Below are 19,569 nucleotides of genomic sequence, written 5' to 3' on the forward strand. Positions count from 1 at the left end.
GGGTCAGCTCCGTCCCGCGAAGGTGGCGCGATACTCGGAGGGCGACGTGTCGAGCAACCGGCGGAAGTGCAGTCGGAGGTTCGCCCCGGTGCCCAGGCCCACCTGGTCCGCGATCTGGTCAACGGGCATCCGGGTGCTCTCGAGGAGCTCCCGGGCGGTGTCCACTCGAGCGCGAAGAATCCACTGCAGAGGAGTCGTACCGGTCTCTTCGGCGAACCGTCGCAGGAACGTGCGCGCCGACATCCGTGCGTGCGCGGCGAGTTCGGCGATCGTGACCGGCTCGGCGAGTTGCGTCAGCGCCCATTCCCTGGTCGCCGCGAGCGTCTCGCCCTGAGAGGCGTCCACGGCTTTCGGAAGGTACTGGGCCTGACCCCCTGAGCGAAAGGGCGCCGTGACGAGGCCTCGCGCGATCTCGTTCGCCGGGCCGACACCCAGATCGGAGCGGACGATGTGCAGACAGAGGTCGAGGCCCGCGGCCGCCCCCGCGGAGGTGAGCACCGATCCCTCATCGACGAAGAGCACGTTCGGCTCCACGGAGATCTGCGGATGCCGCTTCGCGAGCTTCTCCGCCGCATCCCAGTGCGTCGTCGCACGCAGGCCGTCGAGCAGACCGGCATCCGCCAGAGCGAAGGCGCCGTAGCAGATGGATGCGATGCGGACACCATGGGACGCTGCGCTGCGGAGGGCGTCGCACACCTCCGCGGGGATCGGTCTCCCAGAGGGCGCGTAGCCGGGGACGATGATCGTGTCGGCATCCGCCAGCGCTTCGAGCCCATGCGGGACCGCATATCCGAAGCCGCCGTTCGATGGGACGGTTCCCGCGACGACGCCGCAGGCGGACACCTCGTACGGGAAGCCGGTGTCAGGGTGGAACACCTCTGCGGGGATGCCGACGTCGAGAGGGAGCGCGCCCTCGAGCACGAGGACGACCACCTTGTGCGGGTTCGGCATGACCGACCTCCTGATCCGAGCCGGTGAGGACACCACCGTGGCATCATCCTTGCACACATATCGATTACCGCCACCGGGGGGTGTGGCTGGCGCTGACGCTTTTGACTCTGCCCCCAGAACAGGGTTTTCACTGAGGTATGAACTTCAACCTGAGGAGGCCAGCGTGACCAACCGTCCGCACCGCACACTGCCCGACATATCCGCCGAGAGGACGGAGACCGAGAGACTGCCCGGCTGGCCGGAGATCGTCGCAGGTCTCGGCGCAGCCGCCGCCGTGATGGGCGCCCTCGTCCTCCTCGCGCCCTTCCTTCCGACCGATCCCGTGGCCTACGGACTCACCCTGGCAGCATGGTCGGCGGCCGTCGGGTTCGTCGGGTTCGGCGTCGCCTTCGCCATCCGCATCCGCTCCCTTGCCGTCTTCGGCGTGCGCCGCACGACCTGGCGGTGGCTTCTCATCGGAGTGGGTGCGGGAATCGTGGCATTCCTGCTGAAGGGTGCGGTCAATGCGGGTCTCATCGCACTCGGTTTCGGCGCAGACGCGCAGGTGCCGTTCCAGCAGGCCGGAAACGGGGGAGTGGTCGCTCTGATCGTGACCTTCGTGTGCCTGTCCTTCCTCGTGCCCTTCGGGGAGGAGCTCCTGTTCCGCGGCGTGCTCATGCGGGGCCTGCTTCGTTACGGTGCGGTGGTGGCGGTTCTCGGCAGCTCCGTCGTGTTCGCCCTCTTCCACGGGATCAACCTCGCTCTGCCTACTGCCATCGTGGTCGGGATCATCGCGGCCGAGGTCGCCCGACGATCGGGATCGATCTGGCCGGCCGTCGCAGTGCACGTCGTCAACAACCTGGCTCTGCCGGTGTTCGTGCTGTTCCTCGGCCTCGGATCGGGGGTCTGAGATGAACTCGCACCCCACCGGCATCCGCCGACTCCTCTCGGCAGCGATCGCATCCTTCGCCGCCGTCGTGCTCGTCTCCTGCGCACCCTCGGGTGCGCCCGAGCCGACCTCCGCCTCCCCGACAAGCACCGTCCCCGCGACGTCGACGCCTGCCCCGGTGGACCCCGCCCGATTCACCGCGCTGGAGGAGCGCTTCGATGTGGTGGTCGGCGTCTACGCGATCGACACGGGCAGCGGCAGGACCGTCGAGTACCGCCCGGACGACCGCTTCGGTTTCGCCTCGACGATCAAGGCGATCGCCGCCGGACTCGTGTTCTCGACGACCACGGACGAGCAGCTGGACGCACCCATCGCCGTGACCTCGGACGACCTCGTGCCGTACTCGCCGGTCATCGAACAGCGCGTCGGCGGAACCGTGTCCCTCCTCGAAGCGGCGGACGCCGCGGTGCGGTTCAGTGACAACGCGGCGGCCAACCTGCTCTTCCGCCACCTCGGTGGCCCGGAAGCGATGGAAACCATGCTCCGCGACGTCGGTGACACGACGACGAACGCCGACCGGATCGAACCGGAGTTGAACGACGTCTCTCCGGGGGACGATCGAGACACCAGCACTCCGCGGGCCATGGCGACCACGCTCGCCGACCTCGCGCTCGGCGACGCGCTCGACGTCGATGACGAGGCCCGGCTCATCGACCTGCTGCAGCGGAACACCACCGGTGACGCGCTCATTCGCGCCGCGGCCCCGGAGGGCTGGACGATCGGCGACAAGACGGGCTCTGCGGCATTCGGAACGAGGAACGACATCGCGATCGCCTGGCCGCCCGGTGACCGAGAACCGATCGTCATCGCCATCCTGACGCGCGGTCATGACGTCGACGCGGAACCGATCGACGAGGTGCTCGCCGAGGCTGCCGCGCTCGTGTTCGACTCTCTCTCGAGCCGCTGACAATCGATCAGCTCGAGCCACGCAGAACGAAGGCGGCGCCGGACGAGGGTTTCTCGTCCGGCGCCGCCTTCGACGTCTCCTCGCGGTCAGGCGGTGCGACGTCGGCGCTCCCGCAGCCAGACCATCGTCAGTGCGGCGAGGCTCGCGGCCGCCGGTATGAGAAGCGCGAGGCCCCCGGCAGCTCCTTCCGATCGCTCGACGGCGACCGCGCCGCCTCCGGCGAACAGGGCGTTGATCGTGGTGACGACCAGATTGTTGGCCGTGTGGAAGGCGATCGCAGCCTCGAGCCCTCGCGTGAGGAGTCCCATCACGGCTGTCGCGACCGAGAACACGAGGTAATACGCGAAGAGCATCGGGTCCGTCGATCCATGCAGGAACGCGAACATCAGGCTGGAGATCACCAGGCCCGTGAGGAAGGCGGGCTTCACGGAGCGGAACCAGGATCCCGCCGCCGGAAGCACGGCACCGCGGAGGATGATCTCCTCGCCGGCCGTCTGGATCGGCGTCGAGAGGATGACGACGACGAGGATGCCGACCGTCGTGCTCGTGATGCTCAGGGTCGTCCACCCGACGGCCGCCGCGGCGGTGAGGCCGACCAGCGCGAAGGCGATTCCGACGATCGCAAGCGACCCGAGGAAGTACATCAGCAGGCGACGCCGATCGAACCGGCGGGGTGCGCTGAAGACGAATCGCCAGGGTACCTTCGCGAAGCGCCCGACCAGCACGAGTGCCACGAGTGCCGTGACACCCGTGCCGAGGTTGGCGCCCAGGAGCTTCAACGGAGAGAGGTCCTGCGCGAACGGGTCGCGGCCCTCGGCGAGACCTGCCAGCAGATAGAACGCCAGCTGGGTGACGACCAGAGTCAGGGGCAGAGTGACGATCACGATGATCGACTTCCACCACGCCATCCGGTAGTGGATTCCAAAAGGGCGACTGCCGTCGAGAGGCGACATCGCAGGACCGGGTCGCACCTCTCCGGCGGCGCGTGGCTCGGTCAGGGGTGAGGGGTCGTGATGATCGCCGGTGAGTGCACTCATTGTCGTCTTTCTCTCTTCGTCGGGCGCTTCGATCAGGGCAGAACGGCTGTCGCCTCGATCTCGACCAGCAGCTCGGGCGTCCAGAGCGCCTGCACGCCGATCACGGTGATCGGCGGCAGCGGCGTGGCGAAGCCATCGGATGCCTGCGCCCGCGCCAAGCCGTCGAAGAGCGGCTCCGCCATCTCCTGCGTCCAGCCCACGACGTAGATCGTGAGCCGAGCGACGTCGGCGACGGAGCCGCCGGCACCGGCGACTCCGACGGCGACATTCTGCAGCGCGGTGTGGACCTGACCCGCCAGGTCGGTGGAGGTCACCTCCCCGGACCGCCTGACGGATGCCTGCCCGGCAAGCAGCACCAATCGTGTTCCGATCGCGCTGGCGACCGGGGAGTACTCCTCCTGCTCGAGGAGACCTTCGGGGTGGCTGAGGTGCACGGTCATCAGATGCCTTTCGTCGGGTGGTGATGCTTCATTGAAGGCCTTGTGGCGACAACACGGTCGACCGTCACTGGTTCACCGCGCACGTCAGTTCCGGAGCGTTCTCCGGAAGCTCGAGATCGAGGAGGTAGGTGGCCGCGATAGCGTCTGCGCAGGCGCTCACCCCCTTGCCGATCACCGTGTGCCCCTCGCCCTCCACCGTCAGGAGCGTGCTTCCGAGCGTCTTCGCGAGGTCGACGGCGCCCCCATACGGCGTGGCCGCATCGCCCGTCAGCGAGATGACCAATGTCGACGGAAGGCCTTCGATGTCCTGTGCGTAGGGGATGCCCAGCTCGCCCGTGACCGGGAAGTCCGCGCACTTGTCGCGCGTGGACTCGTCGGCCGCCGTGCCCGAATCCATGATCGGCGCCTGCGCAAAGGTGTCTTCGCGCAGCTGGGCGAGTTCGTCCGCGTCGAGCAGGTCTTCATCGACGCAGTTGATCGCGATCGAGGCGTCGGTCATGTTCGAGCTCTGCCCCTCGTCGGAGATGCCGGCGATGCCGGTCGCCAGCTGCAGCAGCTGATCGCCGCGACCCTGCTGCACCTCACGCAGCCCCTCGATCGCCAGCGGCCAGAGGTCAGGGCTGTAGAAGCTGGCAAGCACGCCCCCCAGCCCGGCATCGAAGTTCAGTTCGGTGTCGCCCGCCGGCACGGGGTTGTCGACGAGAGGCTGAAGGATGCCCTGGAGGGCTGCGGTCCAGCCGCTCGGATCGGTCCCGAGGGGGCAGTCTGCCTGTGTGGCGCAGAACGCGGCGAGGTCTTCGAACGAGCCCTGGAATCCGCCATAGGACGCGAGCAGCCGCTCCTGCGAGCCGAGGCTCGGGTCGAACGCGCCGTCGAGGATCATGGTCCGGACGTTCTCGGGGAACTCCTCGGCGTAGATCGCGCCCAGCCGGGTGCCGTAGCTCTGGCCGAGGAAGTTCAGCTTGTCCTCTCCGAGCACCGCGCGCAGCACATCCATGTCTTTCGCAGTGGTGCGGGTGCCCACGTTCGCGAGGGCCTCCATCCCGCCGGAGCCCTCCGCGCAACGGTCGGCCAGTTCCTTCGTGTCATCCTCGGTCAGCGTCGGGATCGGGGAGCCGATCCTCGCGAGCAGGTCCGCACCCTCGGCGGAGCCGTCGGTGAGCTTGCAGTCGATCGCGGGTTCTGTCGCCCCGACACCGCGGGGATCGAAGCCGATCAGGTCGAAGCTCTCGGTGACCGCGCTCTCCGTCATCAGCGAGGATGCGCCGATCGTGCCGAGCAGGCCGGCACCGCCGGGGCCGCCGGGGTTGAAGAAGAGCGAGCCCTGAGACTCGCCCCGTGCAGGTACCCGCACCACGGCGACCGACGCTGTGTCACCGGCGGGATCCGCGTAGTCCAGCGGCACCTGCATCCGCGCGCATTCCGCCTCTGGAGCGAGTGGGAAGTACTTCTCATCCTGGGCTGTGATCGCGTAGTCGGAGCAGTCCTCCCACGCGAGCTCCTGGGTGTGGAACTCCTCGAGTGCCGGGATCTGCGTGCTGCGCGGGTCATCCGCCGGCACTCCGCCCGGTGCTGTGCAAGCCGTGAGCACCGCCGCGAGTGCTGCGACGATCGCGACGCCGGGGGCCGCGCGCCACCCTCCGCGCGCTCGACGCTTCGCCCGGACGGATTCTGGTGAGGATCTGTTGCTCGATCGTTTCATGCTCAGCAGGGAACACCGTGTTCCCGCGACAGGGTCAAAGCCGGTGGGCGAGATCCGCTCGCGAGATCGCTGATCTTGACTCTGTGCTGACAACAGGGAGTTGACTGCGCCGATACTGGTATCGCGACATGCGAGTGAGAGACATCCGCCGAGAAGGAGTCACATGCGACCGTACGTGGACAAGGTCATGCCGGACGCGTGGAAGGCGGCTGTTGCATTCTCGTCGGCGATACGCGAGGCGGCGGCGCGAGGGGGCCTCTCGGCGCAGGAGTCCGAGCTCATCAAGGTGCGGGCATCTCAGATCAATGCGTGCGCCTTCTGTCTGGATCTGCACTGTCGCGAGGCGCGGCAGTCCGGCATCCCTCAGCAGAAGCTCGACATGCTCCCCGCGTGGCGGGAGAGCTCACTCTTCGACGAGCGCGAGAAGGCGATCCTCGCGGTGGCCGAAGCCGCCACGGTGCTTCCCCTGACGGAGGAGTCCACCGCGGATCTGTCCGGTGCGCTGTCCGTTCTGGGAGATCCGACCTTCGTGGCAGCCGAATGGGTCGCGGTGACGATCAACGCCTTCAACCGCATCTCCATACTCAGCGAGCACCCGGTGCGTCCGCGAGATGTCGAGGGCGCCGTCATCCGAGGCTGAACCCGCGCGAGGGTCACCAGGGTCAAGACGGTCATCGCTCGCTGGGACTTGACCCTGTGCTCACCACACGGTGTCTCCTGAAGCGAAAGGACTCGGCTGCGACGCGGAGTCGGCGAACATTCCGGACAGAGAGATGAACATGCGATATCGAAGGATCTTCGGTGCCCTGACCGCCGCGGTGCTCATCGCCGGAAGCGGTGTCGTGGCCGGTTCGCCGGCGCGCACCTCGGTGCCGACTTCCGACGTGCGTGCCGCACTCGCCGAGACGATGGAGCTCGACGGGTGGCCCGCAGCCCTCGTCGCCGTCCGAGACGACCGCGACCGCGTGAAGACGCTGGCGGCCGGCGTGCTCGAGCTGGGCAAGACGAAGAAGGCGCGCGCCGGAGATCAGGTGCGCATCGGCAGCAACACGAAGACATTCACCGCCGTCATCGTGATGCAACTCGTCGACGAAGGTCTCGTCTCGCTCGATGAGCCGGTGGAGACGTATCTTCCCGGCGTCATCCGACACCCGGAAGTGACGGGTGCAGACATCACCGTTCGCCAGCTGCTGCAGCACACCAGCGGCCTCCCCGACATGTCGAATGACATCGGGCAGAATCTCATCCCCTGGCAGCATCGCTACATCTCGCCTCGGGCGTCGCTGGATCTCGCGTTCACGAACCCCGTCGAGAACGCACCGGGAGCGGCGCTGAGCTACAGCAATGCGAACTTCATCCTCGCCGGTCTCCTCGTCGAGGCCGTCGCCGGTCGGCCGTTCGCAGAAGAGCTCGAACGACGTCTCCTCGAGCCCCTCGGATTGGACGACACCTACTTCCCGGAGCAGGGCGAGGAGGAGATCCGAGGGAAGCACCCGCGCAGCTACATCCCGCTCGCGGATCCGCCGATCGACTACACCGACTTCGATCCTTCGTGGGCGCACGCGGCCGGCGCGATGGTCTCGACTGCCGAGGACATGACCACGTTCTTCTCGGCGCTCGCCGAGGGAGAGCTCCTTCCCGCGCCTCTTCTCGCCGAGATGCAGCAGACGATCCCGGCGGACTCGATCTGGCCGGGAGCGGCCTACGGCCTCGGCCTCATCGCCTTCGAGCTGAGCTGCGGGGTGACCGCCTGGGGGCACGGGGGTGACGCGCCGGGCACCGTGAGCCGGGTCGCCGCCACGGAAGACGGCCGTGCGGCCGCGATCGTCGTCACCAAGAACGGAAGAAAGGCCGAGTCGGAACAGCGTCTGCGAGACCTGATCGACACCGCCATCTGCGAGCTGTGAGCGGCAGAATGGAGTAGTCGACAACGGAGGGCGAGGGGCGTCATGGGATGGAGCACGAGAGAGGTCGCCGACCTCGCCGGAACAACCGTGAACACGGTACGGCACTACCATCGGGTCGGCTTGCTCGAGCAGCCCCAGCGGTCGTCGAACGGTTACAAGAGCTACGAGGTGCGGCACCTCGTGGAGCTCCTGCGGATCCGGCGTCTGCGCGAACTCGGGGTCCCGGTCGATCAGATCGACCGCGTGGCCGCGGGCGACGATCGTGCGGCCGCCGCGCTCGAAGACATCGATGCCGAACTCGCCGCTACGATCGAGCGACTTCAGGAGGCACGAGCACAGATCCGCACGATCGCCGACGGAGCGACGACCGCCGACATGCCTCCGGGTTTCGAGAACATGGGTTCGCGTCTCACAGCCACCGACCGGTCTCTGATGCTCATCTACGCGCAGGTCTACGACGATGAGGCCATGCGCGACATCCGGGCGATGCTCGAGTCCGATCCCGAAGACGTGCGGCTCGATTTCGACGCCCTTCCTCCGGATGCCGAAGAGGAGACGCGGAGCGCTCTGGCCGTGAGGTATGCGGTGGGGCTGGCTCATGATTTCCAGGCATACCCGTGGTTGCGAGATCCCCTCGCCCACCATAAGAGAAGGCCGCAGCTCACCTGGGAGATGGTCGCGGAATCGGTCGCCGCTCTCTACAACCCCGCCCAGCTCGATGTGATCGCCCGCGGCACCGCCATCGCGCTGGCGACGGTCGAAGCATCCGAGTGAGCGCCGTCAGGCTCGGACGGTGTCGGTGAGCTTGACCTCGTTCTCGGCACAGGGTGTTCCCTGAACCATGTGCTGAGCTTCGGCGCCGAGACGGGAGAACCACCATGTCCGAGTCCGCCGTGCGCCTCATGCACCTCACGAAGACCTACCCCAACGGCCCCGAGCCGGTCGCAGCGCTCCAGGGCATCTCGCTCGACATCGAGCCCGGCGCGTTCACCGCGATCATGGGTCCGTCGGGCTCGGGCAAGTCGACGTTCCTGAACCTCGCCGCCGGGCTCGACACCCCGACCAGCGGCCAGGTGATCATCGGCGGCACGGACATCACCGAGCTGTCACCGGATGCCGTCACACGTTTTCGCCGCCGCCACATCGGCTTCGTCTTCCAGGCATACAACCTCATCAGCCATCTCACTGTCGGTGAGAACATCCAATTGCCGATGCTGCTGGACGGACGGCGACCCGATGAGCGGTGGCAGCAGGACTTGATCGACTCGGTGGGGCTCGACGGGATGGCCGATCGCCTTCCGAGTGAGCTGTCCGGAGGCCAGGCCCAGCGTGTGGCGATCGCCCGCGCGCTCATCACCCGGCCTACGGTCGTCTTCGCCGACGAGCCGACCGGCGCGCTCGATCGCCGGACCGGAGACCTGGTGCTCGGCGTGCTGCGCGATGCCGCCCGTCGGCTCTCCCAGACGCTGGTGCTCGTCACCCACGACCCGCACGTCGCGGCGACCGCGGATGACGTGCTGTTCCTCGCCGACGGGAGGCTGGCCGGCGAGCTCATCGCCCACCACCAGCCAGATCGCTGCTCGCCTCGTCGAGTTGGGTCGCTGAGGCCATGTGGTCATTCGCCCGCGCGGCGATACGCGCTCACAGGTCCAGTTTCGTCGGCAGCTTTCTCATCGTCCTGTTCGCGGCCGCACTGCTGTCGGCGAATGGCGTGCTCATGGAGACCGGCATCCGCGTCGACGCGCCGCTGCTGGTCACCGTGGCGGGCTCGTTCGCAGGCACCGCCATCCTGGTGGTCGTGCTCGTGGACGCCTCGACGTTCTCTTCCGCCCTGCGCCAGCGCAGCGCGGAATTCGCTCTCCTCCGCGCCGTGGGAGCCACCCCCGCCCAGGTGCGCTCGATGGTGAACGCCGAAGTCGTGCTCGTCTTCGCCGTCGCAGCTCCGCTGGGCGCCATCCCCGGCCTGTTCGCGGCCAGCCTGCTGATGCCGGTGCTCGTATCCGGTGGCATCGTGCCGGCCGGGACTGCGCTGACCCTTTCGCCCTTGCCGCTGGTCGGCGCCCTGCTCCTGCTGTTCCCGACGGCGCTGCTCGCCGCACGGCTTGCTGCGCGTAGGATCACCCGCGTCAGCGCGACCGCTGCCGTTCGCGGTTCCGGCGCGGAGTCGTCGCAGCTGTCGCTCGCACGGCGCATCACAGCAGCGAGCCTGTTCCTGGCGGGCATCGTCATCGCCGGCACTCCGTTCTTCGTTCCTGGCACCCTCGGGAGTGCCACAGGGGCGACATCGGCGTTCCTTCTCATCAGCGCCGCGGCCCTCGCCGGGCCGGCACTGATCGGGGGAATCGCCAGGCGTGCGGCCCGGGCGACGCGGTCGTCGAGCAACGCGCCGGGGATGCTCGCGCTCGTCAACACCCGCGGATTCTCGCGCAGGCTCACGACGGCCATCATTCCGCTGGCCCTGTTCCTTTCGCTGGGGACCGTGCAGACGGGCGTCAACGGAAGCCTCGTCGATGCGGCAGGCATGCAGCTGCGCGACGGGTTGGGATCCGATCTGATCATCACCTCGCCTGACGGTGTCAGCCCCGAGCAGGAAGCGTCGGTTGCCGCCGCCCCGGGTATCGACGCCGTGGTCGCAAGTTCGACGGTGGTCGCAGAGGTGAATGTCGACAGCGAGGATCTCGAGGGATTGCCGTGGGAGCAGGCGGGCATCCGCACCATCGATGGCAGCACGACGGGGATGATCGACGTGGGGGTGACCGCGGGATCGCTCGACGATCTCACGGGTGAGGCGACGATCGCCGTCAGCAGTGACTTCCTGATCGGCACCGGAATGACTGTCGGCGACACCGCGGGTCTGCGATACGCGGGCTCACCCGAGACGACCGCGACCATCGTCGCGGTCTACGACCGCGGTCTCGCGTTCGGCGATTTCGTGATCGACGAGTCCGCAGTGCCCGAGGCGGTCAGGCCGACAGCCGCAGAGGTGCTTTTCGCGAGGGGCTCGGCGGACCTGACGTCCCTGGGATTGCAGACGGTGTCAGTGGATGACTACGTGGAAGCCGCCGTGACCGGCGCAGCATCTCAGCAGCAGCTCTCGGCGATCCTGCTGTTCGTGCTCCTCTTCTTCGTCGCCATCGCCGCGGCCAACACGCTCGGGATGATCACGGGGGCGCGCAGGCCGGAGTTCGCCCTTCTGCGACGAGTCGGTGCCACACGCAGTCAGCTCACCTCGATGGTGGCGATCGAGTCGCTGTTCGTGACGGTCACGGCCCTCGTCATCGGCACGCTCTCGGTGCTTCCCGCGTTGATCGGAGTCGCCTACGGCATGCTCGGCAGCATCACACCGGCGATCGACTGGCCGGTCTACGCAGCGCTGGCGGCAGTCATCGTGATCATCGCGACAACGGCCATGGTGGTCCCCGCCCGAAGTCGAATGCCTCGATGATCGGCGCAGACGTCCCACTCGGTGATACTCCACGCCCTCCGGGAGCGCCGCGAGGTGGCGGGAGCCGGGTGCTGCAGTCGTCATGACTTTCGTTTCAGATCGGATGTCCGGGCGTCGTTCAGTGGCGCAGCGGGTTGCCGGCGCGGACTGTTGCGGTAAGTCAAATGTCGCAGGAGGGCTTCGAACGGTCCTCGCCGCCCGGTGCGGTCGAGGGCGTAGGCGATGACGACGGTGATCACCCAGGTGACGACGGCGAGACCGGCGGCGGTGGCGGCGCCCAGCTTTCCGCCGAGGTCTAGCAGCGATGGTTCGGTGAAGGTCACCCAGACCAGTGACTGGGCGATGTAGAAGGTCATCGAGCGTCGGCCGCACGCGACCAGTGCGGTCGTGATCAGGCCCCGACGGTCCTGCAATCGGTAGGCGACGAGCGCGATCAGGGCCAGGAACGCGAGCCCGCCGGCGATCCCCGTGCCTGCGAACAGCGCCAGCGCGGCGGCGTCGATGCCGGGGTTCCCGGGGGTCCACAGCCCCAGAGCCTGGAGCGCGACCGGCTGCGCGCCGAGCGCCGACACGGGGAACCCGATGAGGACGAAACGGCGCAGCAGCGGCCGGAAGCGGTCGGGTTCTTCCAGCAGCCGCATCCGCGCGGCCAGGACCCCGATCAGGACGGAGGGTGCCATCGAGACGGCGGCGATCGGCAGAACCGCCAGCGCCGAGGAGCGCAGGAGCGCGCTGTCGAACAGCGTGGGCCCGACAGCCAACGGCGAATTCGAGGGGGTGACGAGCTGGAGCAGCGCCGCGGCCGCGACCCCGAACACCAGGGTGATCGCCATGACGGTCCACAGCCGCCTGGTGGACCAGGAGATGACCCCGGCGAACATCACGGCGAACGCGCCGTACGCGCCGATGATGTCTCCGCTGTACAGCAGGATGACGTGCGCGGCCCCGAACACGATCAGCCAGACTCCGCGCCGGCGGATGAGTTGCCTGGCCTGCTTCGGGTCGCCCTCGGGACCCATGTATCGGCGGGTCATCTGGACGAGGCCGTAGCCGAAGAGGATTCCGAACAGCGGGGCGGCGCGTCCGTCCACGAAGGTCGTCAGGAGCCATTGGACGGCGACGTCGAACGTGCTGCCACCGGCGGGGGTGGTGAGCGAGTTGCCCCCGGCGTGCAGTTGGCGGGAGTGGGCCAGCGCGATGAGCAGCAGCATCACGCCCCGCGCCAGGTCCGGTGCGAGAAGGCGCTGGGACGGGCGCGTCGGGGCGATCGGCCCTGCGCCGGCCTGAGGAGGTGCGGACACGGAGATCCTTTCGGCAGGTGCAAGCTGCGTCAGACGGGGATGGTCTTCCAGTCTTCGCGGCGCCGACAGGGCGACAGTAGTGTCAGATGTCATCGGGTGACATGACAGCGATGCGCGACAATTCGGGCGCGCCGAACTCGAGAAGGCACTCTACGCGGACCTCCGACTTGATCCGGTCCCGACCACACGCTGTCAAATGCCGTATGAGCATCCGTAGGGAATCAAGTAACGCCGGGCCGCCGAGACGCTTCGGGCTGATGCAGGCTACGGCCGATGGTGTGGTGCTGGGCAACAGGTGGAAGACCCACCTCCTGCTCAGCCGCGACGGGATCAGTCGACGTCTCGGCGTAGGCGCACTCGAGGCATTCGCCTGGGAAGAGATCGAGGGGATCACGCTTCACGTCCCGACATCACGGTTCCGGTTTCCCGGCGTTGCCGCCCGGGCGATCAGCGTGCCCGTGCGGCTGTTGAACCTCGAGATGTGGGATCTGGAACCGCCCTCCGGTGCGGTCGACGTCACAGCCGGTGGCGAACAGTACCGTCTCGACATCGACCGTCACCACTTCGGCGGGTACTGGCACCTGCAGATCATCGCAACCCAGCAGATGCTCGACCGCCTTCTCGCTGACCCCGGAATGCGTGAGCTGCTGGACGACCCCGGTCGGATGCTCGATTCGGTCGCCCGAATGACCAGATAACAGGAGAGCGTGGAACCTCTCCAGAGACCAGCCCTCTGGCCGGCCTCTGTGACAGGGCTCACAGCGCGCAGCGTGCCCCTTCATCCGGCAGTTCGAGGTCGACGAGGTAGTCGGCGACGACCCCGTCGACGCACTCGTTGCGGGAGGCGAATGAGCCGTGCTGGTTTCCATCGATCGTGAGCAACCGCGCGTCGAGGGTCTCGGCCAGGCTGATCCCACCTTCGTGGGGCGTCACGGGGTCTCCGGTGACGGAGGTCACGAGCACCTCAGGAAGGCCCTCGACGCCCGTGGCGTAGGGGAAGCCGAGGGTCGGCTCGGTTGGCCAGAATTCGCATCCGTCCTGCGTCGCGGGGGTGATTCCCGGGTCGAGGAACGGCACTGATTCGTTGAGCTGATTGCCGAGAGCGGTCATCTCGTCTGCCGTGAGCCGTTCTTCGTCGAGGCAGTTGATGGCGAAGAGGGCTTCGTAGTCGTTCGCGTACTCTCCGCTCTCCGTTCGACCGTAATATCCGTCGCGGAGTGCGAGAAGGGCGTCGGGCCGACCCGCTTGCAGCTCGGTCAGCCCCGCGATGACAGCCGGCCAGCTGGCTTCCGCGTACAGTCCGGAGATGATGCCCTCGCCCGCGGCGAGGAAGCCGACCTCTCGGCCGTCCGTGGACAGCAGGGGCTCATCGACGAGCGGTCGGAGAAGATTCTGCGCAGCGATGGTGGCTTGCGCGGGGTCGGTTCCGAGGGGGCACGCCGCCTGCGTCGCGCAGAAGTCAGCGAACCGCTGGAACGAGGCCTGCAGTCCCGCGCTGAGCTGGACCCTGCGATCAGCCGTGTTCTTGAGGGGGTCGACGGCGCCGTCGAGAACGAGGGCCCGCACGTTCTGGGGGAACATCTCCGCATACACCGCCCCGAGTCGGGTGCCGTAGCTCGCGCCCGCGTAGGTGAGCTTCTCGTCACCGAGCGCCGCGCGGAGAACGTCCATGTCGCGAGCGACATCCCGGGTCCCGAGGTGAGCGAGCATCTCCGCACCTCCCGACCCGTCCGCGCACTTCTCGACGATCGCGCGCGCAGACTCCTCCGTCCACGCTCCGAGTGCGGCCAACGGTTCATCGGCATCGCGCTCCTCATCCGTGTAGCAGTCGACGGCCGGCTCGGTCAGTCCGACGCCGCGCGGATCGAAGCCGACGATGTCGAAGCGCTCCGTCACGGGACCACCCGCCCACAGAGCAGCGATCAGCGGCGAGAAGGTCGTCGCCTGCACCCCGGGCCCACCCGGATTCAAGACGACAGAGCCGATGCGGTCCTCGCCGGTTGCGGCGTTGCGCGTGACGGCGATGTCGATCGTCTGTCCGTCGAGGTCCTCATAGTCCATCGGGACCTCGAGCGTGGCGCATTCCGTCTTCTCGGCGACCTCGATGATCTCCGGGACCGGCGGCTGCGATCCCACGATGCTCGGGTCGCACGCCCCGAACTCGAGGTCCTGCTCCATGAAATTCTCAAGCCCGGACGCGTCCGCCGCGCCCTCGTCCGGGCTCGTGCCACTGCATCCGGCGATCAGCAGCACGGACGTGACAGCCACCACCCCCACCAGAGACCTCGTCGCTCGTCGCCGTTCGCCGTTTCTCCATCGGGCACGCATGTGGTCCTCCTCCGTCGTCCGCTCGCGCTCTTCCGCACGAAGCACCTCGACATCGATCACAACTCGTGTCCCCGGCACACGGTCAAACGGGCACACCGACTCCGGTGATTTCAGTCGGACTTCTCCTGACCGATGGTCGCGTCCACCCAGAACAGCTCGGGCTGCTGCCGATCCTGATAGAGCCTCCAGTACTGGTCGGCGATTCGGTCGGGATCCGAGTCGGGGCCGCCCTTTCCGATCCAGGCGGCGAGGGCGATGTGAGCGACGTAGACGCCTTCCGCACGGAGGGCCTCGTGGAGGTTGAGCACCCAGTTCCGCAGCGCTCCGGAAGCTGCGGCGATGTTCCCGAAGGGCGGATGCTGGACGGGGCCGGAGCTGGCACCGGTCGTGACGAGGATCGTCCCGCTTCCGCGCCGGCGCATCTGCGGGAGAACCCCTTGGATCGCGGTGATCCCACCGAACAGGTAGTACTGCAGCTGAGGTGAGACGTCGGCCACGGTCATCTCCGTCGAGGCGACGGGAGCCAGCTCGGCGGCGTTCGCACCGGGCTTGGGAGAGTACTCGAGCACGTCGATCGGGCCGAGGTCCCGTTCGATCAGTCCCAGCGCCGCCGTGAGCGACGCGGGTTCGGTGACGTCGGCCGAATGGCCCTGCGCGACGATACCGTCGCGGGCCAGAAGGGCGACCAGCACATCGTGCCCTGCCTGATCTCGCGAGACGAGCGCGATGGTGAAACCTTCGCGTCCGAATCGGCGAGCCAGGGACAGGCCGAGACCGGGGCCTGCTCCGATGATGGCGAGTAGTGGCATATCTGTTCCTTCGGTCGATGTCGAGTGCATGACCGTGTTGCGGGGACCGGGTCAACTCGGAGCTACAGCGAGGCTCGGAAGCTCCGGCGCACCTCTTCGACGAACAGCTGCGGCTGCTCCCATGCTGCGAAATGGCCGCCTCTGGGCATCTCGTTGTAGTAGGCGAGAGTCGGGTACCGCTCTTCGACCCATCGACGGCTCGTGCGGCAGATGTCGCGAGGGAATCGGCTGTATCCGACCGGTATCCGTACGGGCAGGTCTTCGAAGGTGCGCATGCTCTGCCAGTAGATGCGGGCTGACGACGCCGGGGTTCCCGTGAGCCAGTAGAGGGTGATGTTGACGAGCATCTCGTCGCGCGAGAGAAGCGTCTCCGGGTCGCCGTCGTGGTCGGTCTCGCGCGAGATGGCGAGGATCGATCGGGATCAGTCGCTGCTGCTGGCGCGGGTGGCCGGCGAGGAGGCGATGATCGACCTGACCCGCATCTACGAGCGCCTGACGGCCCCGGATGTCGTCGGTGAGCTGACGGCCGCCATGGACGCCCTCGGCGCACTCCCCGCCGCGGCGACGCACGAGGAGATCCGGTCGGTCGGCCACCGCTTGGGGGCGGTGCTCGCGCCCTTCGTGAACGAGATCGCAGCTCCCGTCCCGCCGTTCGATTCCCGCGCCGTCGGCCTCCTTCTCGGCGCGCATTCGGATGCCGTTCTCAACGTGGCACAGCGAAGGGCACTGGTCCTCCTCGAAGAGCAGCTCACCGGCACCGACGGATGAGGCCTTCCCGCCTCACAGCCGGGGAAGCACGGTCGCCGCGATCACCGTGTTCATGATGACGGCATTCATGGTGCGGACCACCGCGCTCGATGCGGCGGCGGCACCCCAATCCCCGTTCTCCATCGCCTTGGCGCGCGTGTAGACATCGCTGCCCCAGGGGATCTCCGCGTGGAACTGGGGAAGCGTTCCGCTCGCCGAGAGCAGGGCGATGCTCGCCGCGGTCCGGGCGCTGGGCTCTTCGCCGTCGATGAGCGCGGCCCGTACGTTGCGGATCAGTCCGGCCCGGCGATCGCTCGCCAGCGTGATCTTCGTCGTCGGGATGAATCCGAGGACCTTGCCCTCCGTGCGGTGCAGGTCGCCGCGAGCGACGACCCGGTCGAGGACCGGTTCACGCAGAAGAGGGCCGGAGCCGGCGAGCACGGTCTGCACGTCTTGCGCCTTCTTCGACATCGATGTCAGTGCCGGTTCGAGGATCGGATCGGGGGCTTCGCCCGCACCGGCCGCCCGCACTCGGGTGAACAGGCCGTGCTCCTCCGCCTGGACCCGGCCGGCGAGGGCGAGGTCGGCGAGCACCGCCCCACCGAGCACGTAGAAGAGGATGTTCTCCCCCGCGATGGTGCCGGAGTCGGGCTGGAAGAGCAGAAGCAGCGTGTCTTCGACGATGAGAGGCTCTTCTGACATCAGTTCTTCGCGCATGCGTTCAGTCAAGACCCTGTTCCCAGGACCGGGTCAAGGTCGGGTGTGCCTCGGAGCCGAACATTTGACTCTGTCCTGGGCACAGGGTCTTGACTGCATTCAGAGCGACCGGTGACCCTCCGGTCGCGGCATCCGACACGAGGAACGAACAACCGATGGACAACCCCTATCCCTGGCTTCAGGACTTCATCAACCAGGTTCCCGACCTTCTTCAGCCCGTGATGGTCGCGCTGGTCGCGTTCATCCCCTACATCGAGGGGGAGGGTGCCGCCGCATTCGGCATCATCGCCGGCATCAACCCTGTCGTCGCGGCCCTTGCGGCCATGGCGGGCAACTTCCTCTGCGTGCTCGGCGTCGTGCTGCTCGGATCCCGCATCCGTGGCGGTGTCGTCGCACGACGCGCGGCTCGATCGGCCGCGTCGGCACCCGCATCAGCCGGCACGACCACACCGGCCGATTCGAGCGCCGCCTCGTCGTCGACGGGCACCACTGCATCGACGGTCGCCACCGATGCTGCGGCGGCCGATGGCGAAGAAGACGAAACGACGCGAGGGAGCAAGGGGCGCACGAAGCTGCGGCGCTGGCTCGTCAAGTTCGGCGTTCCCGGCGCCAGCATCCTGGCTCCTCTCGCTTTGCCGACGATGCTCACCGCGGCCTTCTTCGTCGCATCCGGCGTGCGCAAAGAGTGGGTTCTGCTCTGGCAGCTCGTCGCGATCGTGCTGTGGACAGGCGCTACAGCTGCCGCAGCGGCGGGTGTCCTGGCGCTGCTGGGCTGGTGAGACGACGCCTCATCGCGAGGCGGCGGCCGAATCGCTCGGAGTGATCGATCGAACAGGAGAAGCGATGACCGAAGTGATGGCACGGGTCGAGGATCTCGAGATCGGCCGAGCGGATTTCGCGATTCGAGGGGCATCCTTCGAACTGCGTCGCGGAGAGGTCGTCGGCCTCGTCGGCCTCAACGGAGCGGGCAAGACGACGATCATCCGCGCTCTGCTCGGGCTCGAGATCCCGGATGCAGGCCGGGCGGAGCTGTTCGGGCAGCCATCGGGTTCGGTTGAAGGGCTGGCCCGCGTCGGGGTCGCGTTCGACCGGCCGGCGGCGATGCCCGATTGGAGCGTCGACTCCCTCGGCCGACGTCTCTCGCCGTTCTATCCCGGCTGGGACGAGCAGCGCTTCGTCGCCTCGCGCGATCGACTCGGCGTGCCCACCGCGCGACGCATCGACCATCTCTCGCGCGGCCAGGGCGTCAAGCTCGCTCTCGCCGTCGCGCTGGCGCAGTCGCCCGAGCTGCTGATCCTCGACGAGCCGTCGAGCGGGCTCGATCCTGCAGCGCGACGCGAGGTGACTGCGCTCATCCGGGAGTTCATGCAGGATCCGCAGCACGGAGTGCTCTTCTCCACGCACATCACCGCCGACCTCGACGATCTCGCCGACACCCTCGTGGTCATCGCCGACGGTCGCGTCGCGCAGAGCGGCCCGCTCTCCGACGTCGTGCGCTCCTTCGCCGTGGTCCGCGGCAACGGGACACCGCCTCCGTCGGGCCTGATCGGCCTGAAGCGAGCGGATGACGGATGGGTCGCGCTCGCGCGCTCCCACGATTCCGCAGGTCTCGGCCCGGAGGTCGTCGTAGACGAGGCGAGCATCGACGACCTCATCATCCACCTCGACGACGACGCGGGAGCGCGGATCTCGTGACCTTCGTCTTCGCCCGGTTCGACCTTCAGACCTGGACCCTGCACAGGCAGGCACTGCTGCCCCTGGCGTTCATCGCGGTGATCGCTGTCATCCTTCCGGTGCCGGGAATCGCGATCATCGGTGCCTCCCTGGTCACCTCGCTCGTGCTGTCGACGGCCTTCCTCGGCGACGAACGGGGGCGGCTCGACACTCTCTACGGCATCCTCCCGGTCTCGCGTCGTTCCGTCGTCATCGGCCGCACGCTGTCGCTTCTCGCCTACTACCTGCTGGCCGCGCTGATCGCGACGGTCGTGACGTTCGTGGTCGCGGCGGTCCGGAGCGAAGCGATCTCCTTCGACCTGCTCCTGCTGCTGCACGCGGTCGCTCTGGCGATCGTGGGCCTGTCGTTCTCCCTGCAGCTGCCCGTGTTCTTCCGCATCGGGTACGCCCGGGCTCGATACATGGCATACGCTCCCTCGGCGACACTGGCCGCCATCGCGTGGCTGGCGCAGGCTACGGGCGCGCTGGACGGCCTGTCGGACTTCGAGAGCTTTCCGGTCTCCACCATCGGCGTGATCGCCGCAGGGGTCGGAATCATCGGCATCGCGATCGGCGCGGCCGCCGCCGCGGCCGCCTACCGCCGACGTTCGCTGTGAGGACAAACGTCGTACCGCAT

General features: G+C 67.7%; 20 protein-coding genes and 1 pseudogene. 12 read left to right on the forward strand and 9 right to left on the reverse strand.

The features are described 5' to 3' along the window. Positions 1 to 3: 3 nt before the first annotated feature. A complete protein-coding gene (locus RS85_RS17845; RefSeq protein WP_046014786.1) occupies positions 4 to 951 on the reverse strand; it encodes a GlxA family transcriptional regulator in 948 nt (315 codons plus the stop codon). A gap of 163 nt (positions 952 to 1,114) precedes the next feature. Between RS85_RS17845 and RS85_RS17850 the strand changes: the two genes are divergently transcribed. Then, entirely contained in the window at positions 1,115 to 1,840 is a 726-nt protein-coding gene (locus tag RS85_RS17850) for a CPBP family intramembrane glutamic endopeptidase (protein WP_200894866.1), read from the forward strand. Between the two features lies 1 nt (position 1,841). After that, on the forward strand, positions 1,842 to 2,786 hold the full coding sequence (gene bla / locus RS85_RS17855) for a class A beta-lactamase (RefSeq protein ID WP_046014787.1): 945 nt from the start codon (positions 1,842 to 1,844) through the stop codon (positions 2,784 to 2,786). A gap of 86 nt (positions 2,787 to 2,872) precedes the next feature. Here bla and RS85_RS17860 read toward each other — a convergent pair whose 3' ends face one another. The 3 genes from RS85_RS17860 to RS85_RS17870 form a co-directional block, all read right to left on the reverse strand. Further along, a complete protein-coding gene (locus tag RS85_RS17860) occupies positions 2,873 to 3,823 on the reverse strand; it encodes a CPBP family intramembrane glutamic endopeptidase (protein WP_082087699.1) in 951 nt (316 codons plus the stop codon). Between the two features lie 32 nt (positions 3,824 to 3,855). After that, complete coding sequence (locus tag RS85_RS17865; RefSeq protein WP_046014789.1) at positions 3,856 to 4,263, reverse strand: RidA family protein; 408 nt, start codon at positions 4,261 to 4,263, stop codon at positions 3,856 to 3,858. Between the two features lie 64 nt (positions 4,264 to 4,327). After that, a complete protein-coding gene (locus tag RS85_RS17870; protein WP_082087700.1) occupies positions 4,328 to 5,965 on the reverse strand; it encodes an alpha/beta hydrolase in 1,638 nt (545 codons plus the stop codon). Positions 5,966 to 6,128: 163 nt separating this feature from the next. On the opposite strand from RS85_RS17870, the gene RS85_RS17875 reads away from it, so the two are divergent. The 5 genes and pseudogenes from RS85_RS17875 (at position 6,129) to RS85_RS17895 (ending at position 11,317) form a co-directional block, all read left to right on the forward strand. Continuing rightward, complete coding sequence (locus RS85_RS17875) at positions 6,129 to 6,605, forward strand: carboxymuconolactone decarboxylase family protein (protein WP_046014790.1); 477 nt, start codon at positions 6,129 to 6,131, stop codon at positions 6,603 to 6,605. A gap of 139 nt (positions 6,606 to 6,744) precedes the next feature. Further along, complete coding sequence (locus RS85_RS17880; protein ID WP_160298651.1) at positions 6,745 to 7,872, forward strand: serine hydrolase domain-containing protein; 1,128 nt, start codon at positions 6,745 to 6,747, stop codon at positions 7,870 to 7,872. Between the two features lie 42 nt (positions 7,873 to 7,914). Then, on the forward strand, positions 7,915 to 8,646 hold the full coding sequence (locus RS85_RS17885; protein WP_046014792.1) for a helix-turn-helix domain-containing protein: 732 nt from the start codon (positions 7,915 to 7,917) through the stop codon (positions 8,644 to 8,646). Positions 8,647 to 8,870: 224 nt separating this feature from the next. Further along, positions 8,871 to 9,203: pseudogene (locus tag RS85_RS20125) on the forward strand (ABC transporter ATP-binding protein); the annotation flags it as partial. A gap of 278 nt (positions 9,204 to 9,481) precedes the next feature. Beyond that, positions 9,482 to 11,317 carry an FtsX-like permease family protein gene (locus RS85_RS17895; protein ID WP_046014793.1) on the forward strand — a complete coding sequence of 612 codons (1,836 nt, stop codon included), beginning with the start codon at positions 9,482 to 9,484 and terminating at the stop codon, positions 11,315 to 11,317. A gap of 80 nt (positions 11,318 to 11,397) precedes the next feature. On the opposite strand, the gene RS85_RS17900 is transcribed toward RS85_RS17895, so the two are convergent. Next, positions 11,398 to 12,618 carry a DUF418 domain-containing protein gene (locus RS85_RS17900; RefSeq protein ID WP_052703634.1) on the reverse strand — a complete coding sequence of 407 codons (1,221 nt, stop codon included), beginning with the start codon at positions 12,616 to 12,618 and terminating at the stop codon, positions 11,398 to 11,400. Between the two features lie 257 nt (positions 12,619 to 12,875). On the opposite strand from RS85_RS17900, the gene RS85_RS17905 reads away from it, so the two are divergent. Further along, positions 12,876 to 13,316 (forward strand): hypothetical protein, encoded by a 441-nt coding sequence (locus RS85_RS17905; RefSeq protein WP_046014794.1) that lies wholly within the window; start codon positions 12,876 to 12,878, stop codon positions 13,314 to 13,316. A gap of 58 nt (positions 13,317 to 13,374) precedes the next feature. Here RS85_RS17905 and RS85_RS17910 read toward each other — a convergent pair whose 3' ends face one another. The 3 genes from RS85_RS17910 to RS85_RS17920 all read right to left on the reverse strand — a co-directional run bounded on the left by RS85_RS17910 (position 13,375) and on the right by RS85_RS17920 (position 16,102). Then, positions 13,375 to 14,886 (reverse strand): alpha/beta hydrolase, encoded by a 1,512-nt coding sequence (locus tag RS85_RS17910; RefSeq protein ID WP_200894867.1) that lies wholly within the window; start codon positions 14,884 to 14,886, stop codon positions 13,375 to 13,377. Between the two features lie 170 nt (positions 14,887 to 15,056). Continuing rightward, positions 15,057 to 15,755, reverse strand: coding sequence for an SDR family NAD(P)-dependent oxidoreductase (locus RS85_RS17915; protein WP_046014795.1), 699 nt, complete (start codon positions 15,753 to 15,755; stop codon positions 15,057 to 15,059). Between the two features lie 62 nt (positions 15,756 to 15,817). Beyond that, complete coding sequence (locus tag RS85_RS17920) at positions 15,818 to 16,102, reverse strand: hypothetical protein (protein ID WP_046014796.1); 285 nt, start codon at positions 16,100 to 16,102, stop codon at positions 15,818 to 15,820. Here RS85_RS17920 and RS85_RS17925 point away from each other — a divergent pair. After that, entirely contained in the window at positions 16,089 to 16,523 is a 435-nt protein-coding gene (locus RS85_RS17925) for a hypothetical protein (RefSeq protein ID WP_046014797.1), read from the forward strand. The two genes, RS85_RS17920 and RS85_RS17925, sit on opposite strands and share 14 nt — an antisense overlap. Positions 16,524 to 16,535: 12 nt before the next feature. Here the strand turns inward: RS85_RS17925 and RS85_RS17930 are convergent, their stop codons facing one another. Beyond that, positions 16,536 to 17,204: a GOLPH3/VPS74 family protein gene (locus RS85_RS17930; RefSeq protein WP_046015000.1), complete on the reverse strand. Its 669-nt coding sequence runs from the start codon at positions 17,202 to 17,204 to the stop codon at positions 16,536 to 16,538. A gap of 170 nt (positions 17,205 to 17,374) precedes the next feature. On the opposite strand from RS85_RS17930, the gene RS85_RS17935 reads away from it, so the two are divergent. From RS85_RS17935 to RS85_RS17945, 3 genes are all read left to right on the forward strand, one after another. Then, positions 17,375 to 17,998: a hypothetical protein gene (locus RS85_RS17935; RefSeq protein WP_046014798.1), complete on the forward strand. Its 624-nt coding sequence runs from the start codon at positions 17,375 to 17,377 to the stop codon at positions 17,996 to 17,998. Positions 17,999 to 18,062: 64 nt separating this feature from the next. Further along, on the forward strand, positions 18,063 to 18,914 hold the full coding sequence (locus RS85_RS17940; protein ID WP_152642463.1) for an ABC transporter ATP-binding protein: 852 nt from the start codon (positions 18,063 to 18,065) through the stop codon (positions 18,912 to 18,914). Further along, positions 18,911 to 19,549: an ABC-2 transporter permease gene (locus tag RS85_RS17945; RefSeq protein ID WP_046014799.1), complete on the forward strand. Its 639-nt coding sequence runs from the start codon at positions 18,911 to 18,913 to the stop codon at positions 19,547 to 19,549. Before RS85_RS17940 ends, RS85_RS17945 begins: the two co-directional genes overlap by 4 nt. Positions 19,550 to 19,569: the final 20 nt, after the last annotated feature.

The organism is Microbacterium sp. SA39, from assembly GCF_000967865.1.
Lineage (GTDB): Bacteria > Actinomycetota > Actinomycetes > Actinomycetales > Microbacteriaceae > Microbacterium.

Bases quoted from the DNA above. Each gene is read 5' to 3' on its own strand.
- RS85_RS17940 (WP_152642463.1), top strand. From the start codon at position 18,063: ATGACCGAAGTGATGGCACGGGTCGAGGATCTCGAGATCGGCCGAGCG.
- RS85_RS17865 (WP_046014789.1), bottom strand. From the start codon at position 4,263: ATGACCGTGCACCTCAGCCACCCCGAAGGTCTCCTCGAGCAGGAGGAG.
- RS85_RS17885 (WP_046014792.1), top strand. From the start codon at position 7,915: ATGGGATGGAGCACGAGAGAGGTCGCCGACCTCGCCGGAACAACCGTG.
- RS85_RS17880 (WP_160298651.1), top strand. From the start codon at position 6,745: ATGCGATATCGAAGGATCTTCGGTGCCCTGACCGCCGCGGTGCTCATC.
- RS85_RS17915 (WP_046014795.1), bottom strand. From the start codon at position 15,755: ATGCCACTACTCGCCATCATCGGAGCAGGCCCCGGTCTCGGCCTGTCC.
- RS85_RS17875 (WP_046014790.1), top strand. From the start codon at position 6,129: ATGCGACCGTACGTGGACAAGGTCATGCCGGACGCGTGGAAGGCGGCT.
- bla (WP_046014787.1), top strand. From the start codon at position 1,842: ATGAACTCGCACCCCACCGGCATCCGCCGACTCCTCTCGGCAGCGATC.
- RS85_RS17860 (WP_082087699.1), bottom strand. From the start codon at position 3,823: ATGAGTGCACTCACCGGCGATCATCACGACCCCTCACCCCTGACCGAG.
- RS85_RS17905 (WP_046014794.1), top strand. From the start codon at position 12,876: ATGCAGGCTACGGCCGATGGTGTGGTGCTGGGCAACAGGTGGAAGACC.
- RS85_RS17845 (WP_046014786.1), bottom strand. From the start codon at position 951: ATGCCGAACCCGCACAAGGTGGTCGTCCTCGTGCTCGAGGGCGCGCTC.
- RS85_RS17935 (WP_046014798.1), top strand. From the start codon at position 17,375: ATGGACAACCCCTATCCCTGGCTTCAGGACTTCATCAACCAGGTTCCC.
- RS85_RS17870 (WP_082087700.1), bottom strand. From the start codon at position 5,965: ATGAAACGATCGAGCAACAGATCCTCACCAGAATCCGTCCGGGCGAAG.
- RS85_RS17920 (WP_046014796.1), bottom strand. From the start codon at position 16,102: ATGCTCGTCAACATCACCCTCTACTGGCTCACGGGAACCCCGGCGTCG.
- RS85_RS17895 (WP_046014793.1), top strand. From the start codon at position 9,482: ATGTGGTCATTCGCCCGCGCGGCGATACGCGCTCACAGGTCCAGTTTC.
- RS85_RS17930 (WP_046015000.1), bottom strand. From the start codon at position 17,204: ATGTCAGAAGAGCCTCTCATCGTCGAAGACACGCTGCTTCTGCTCTTC.
- RS85_RS17925 (WP_046014797.1), top strand. From the start codon at position 16,089: ATGTTGACGAGCATCTCGTCGCGCGAGAGAAGCGTCTCCGGGTCGCCG.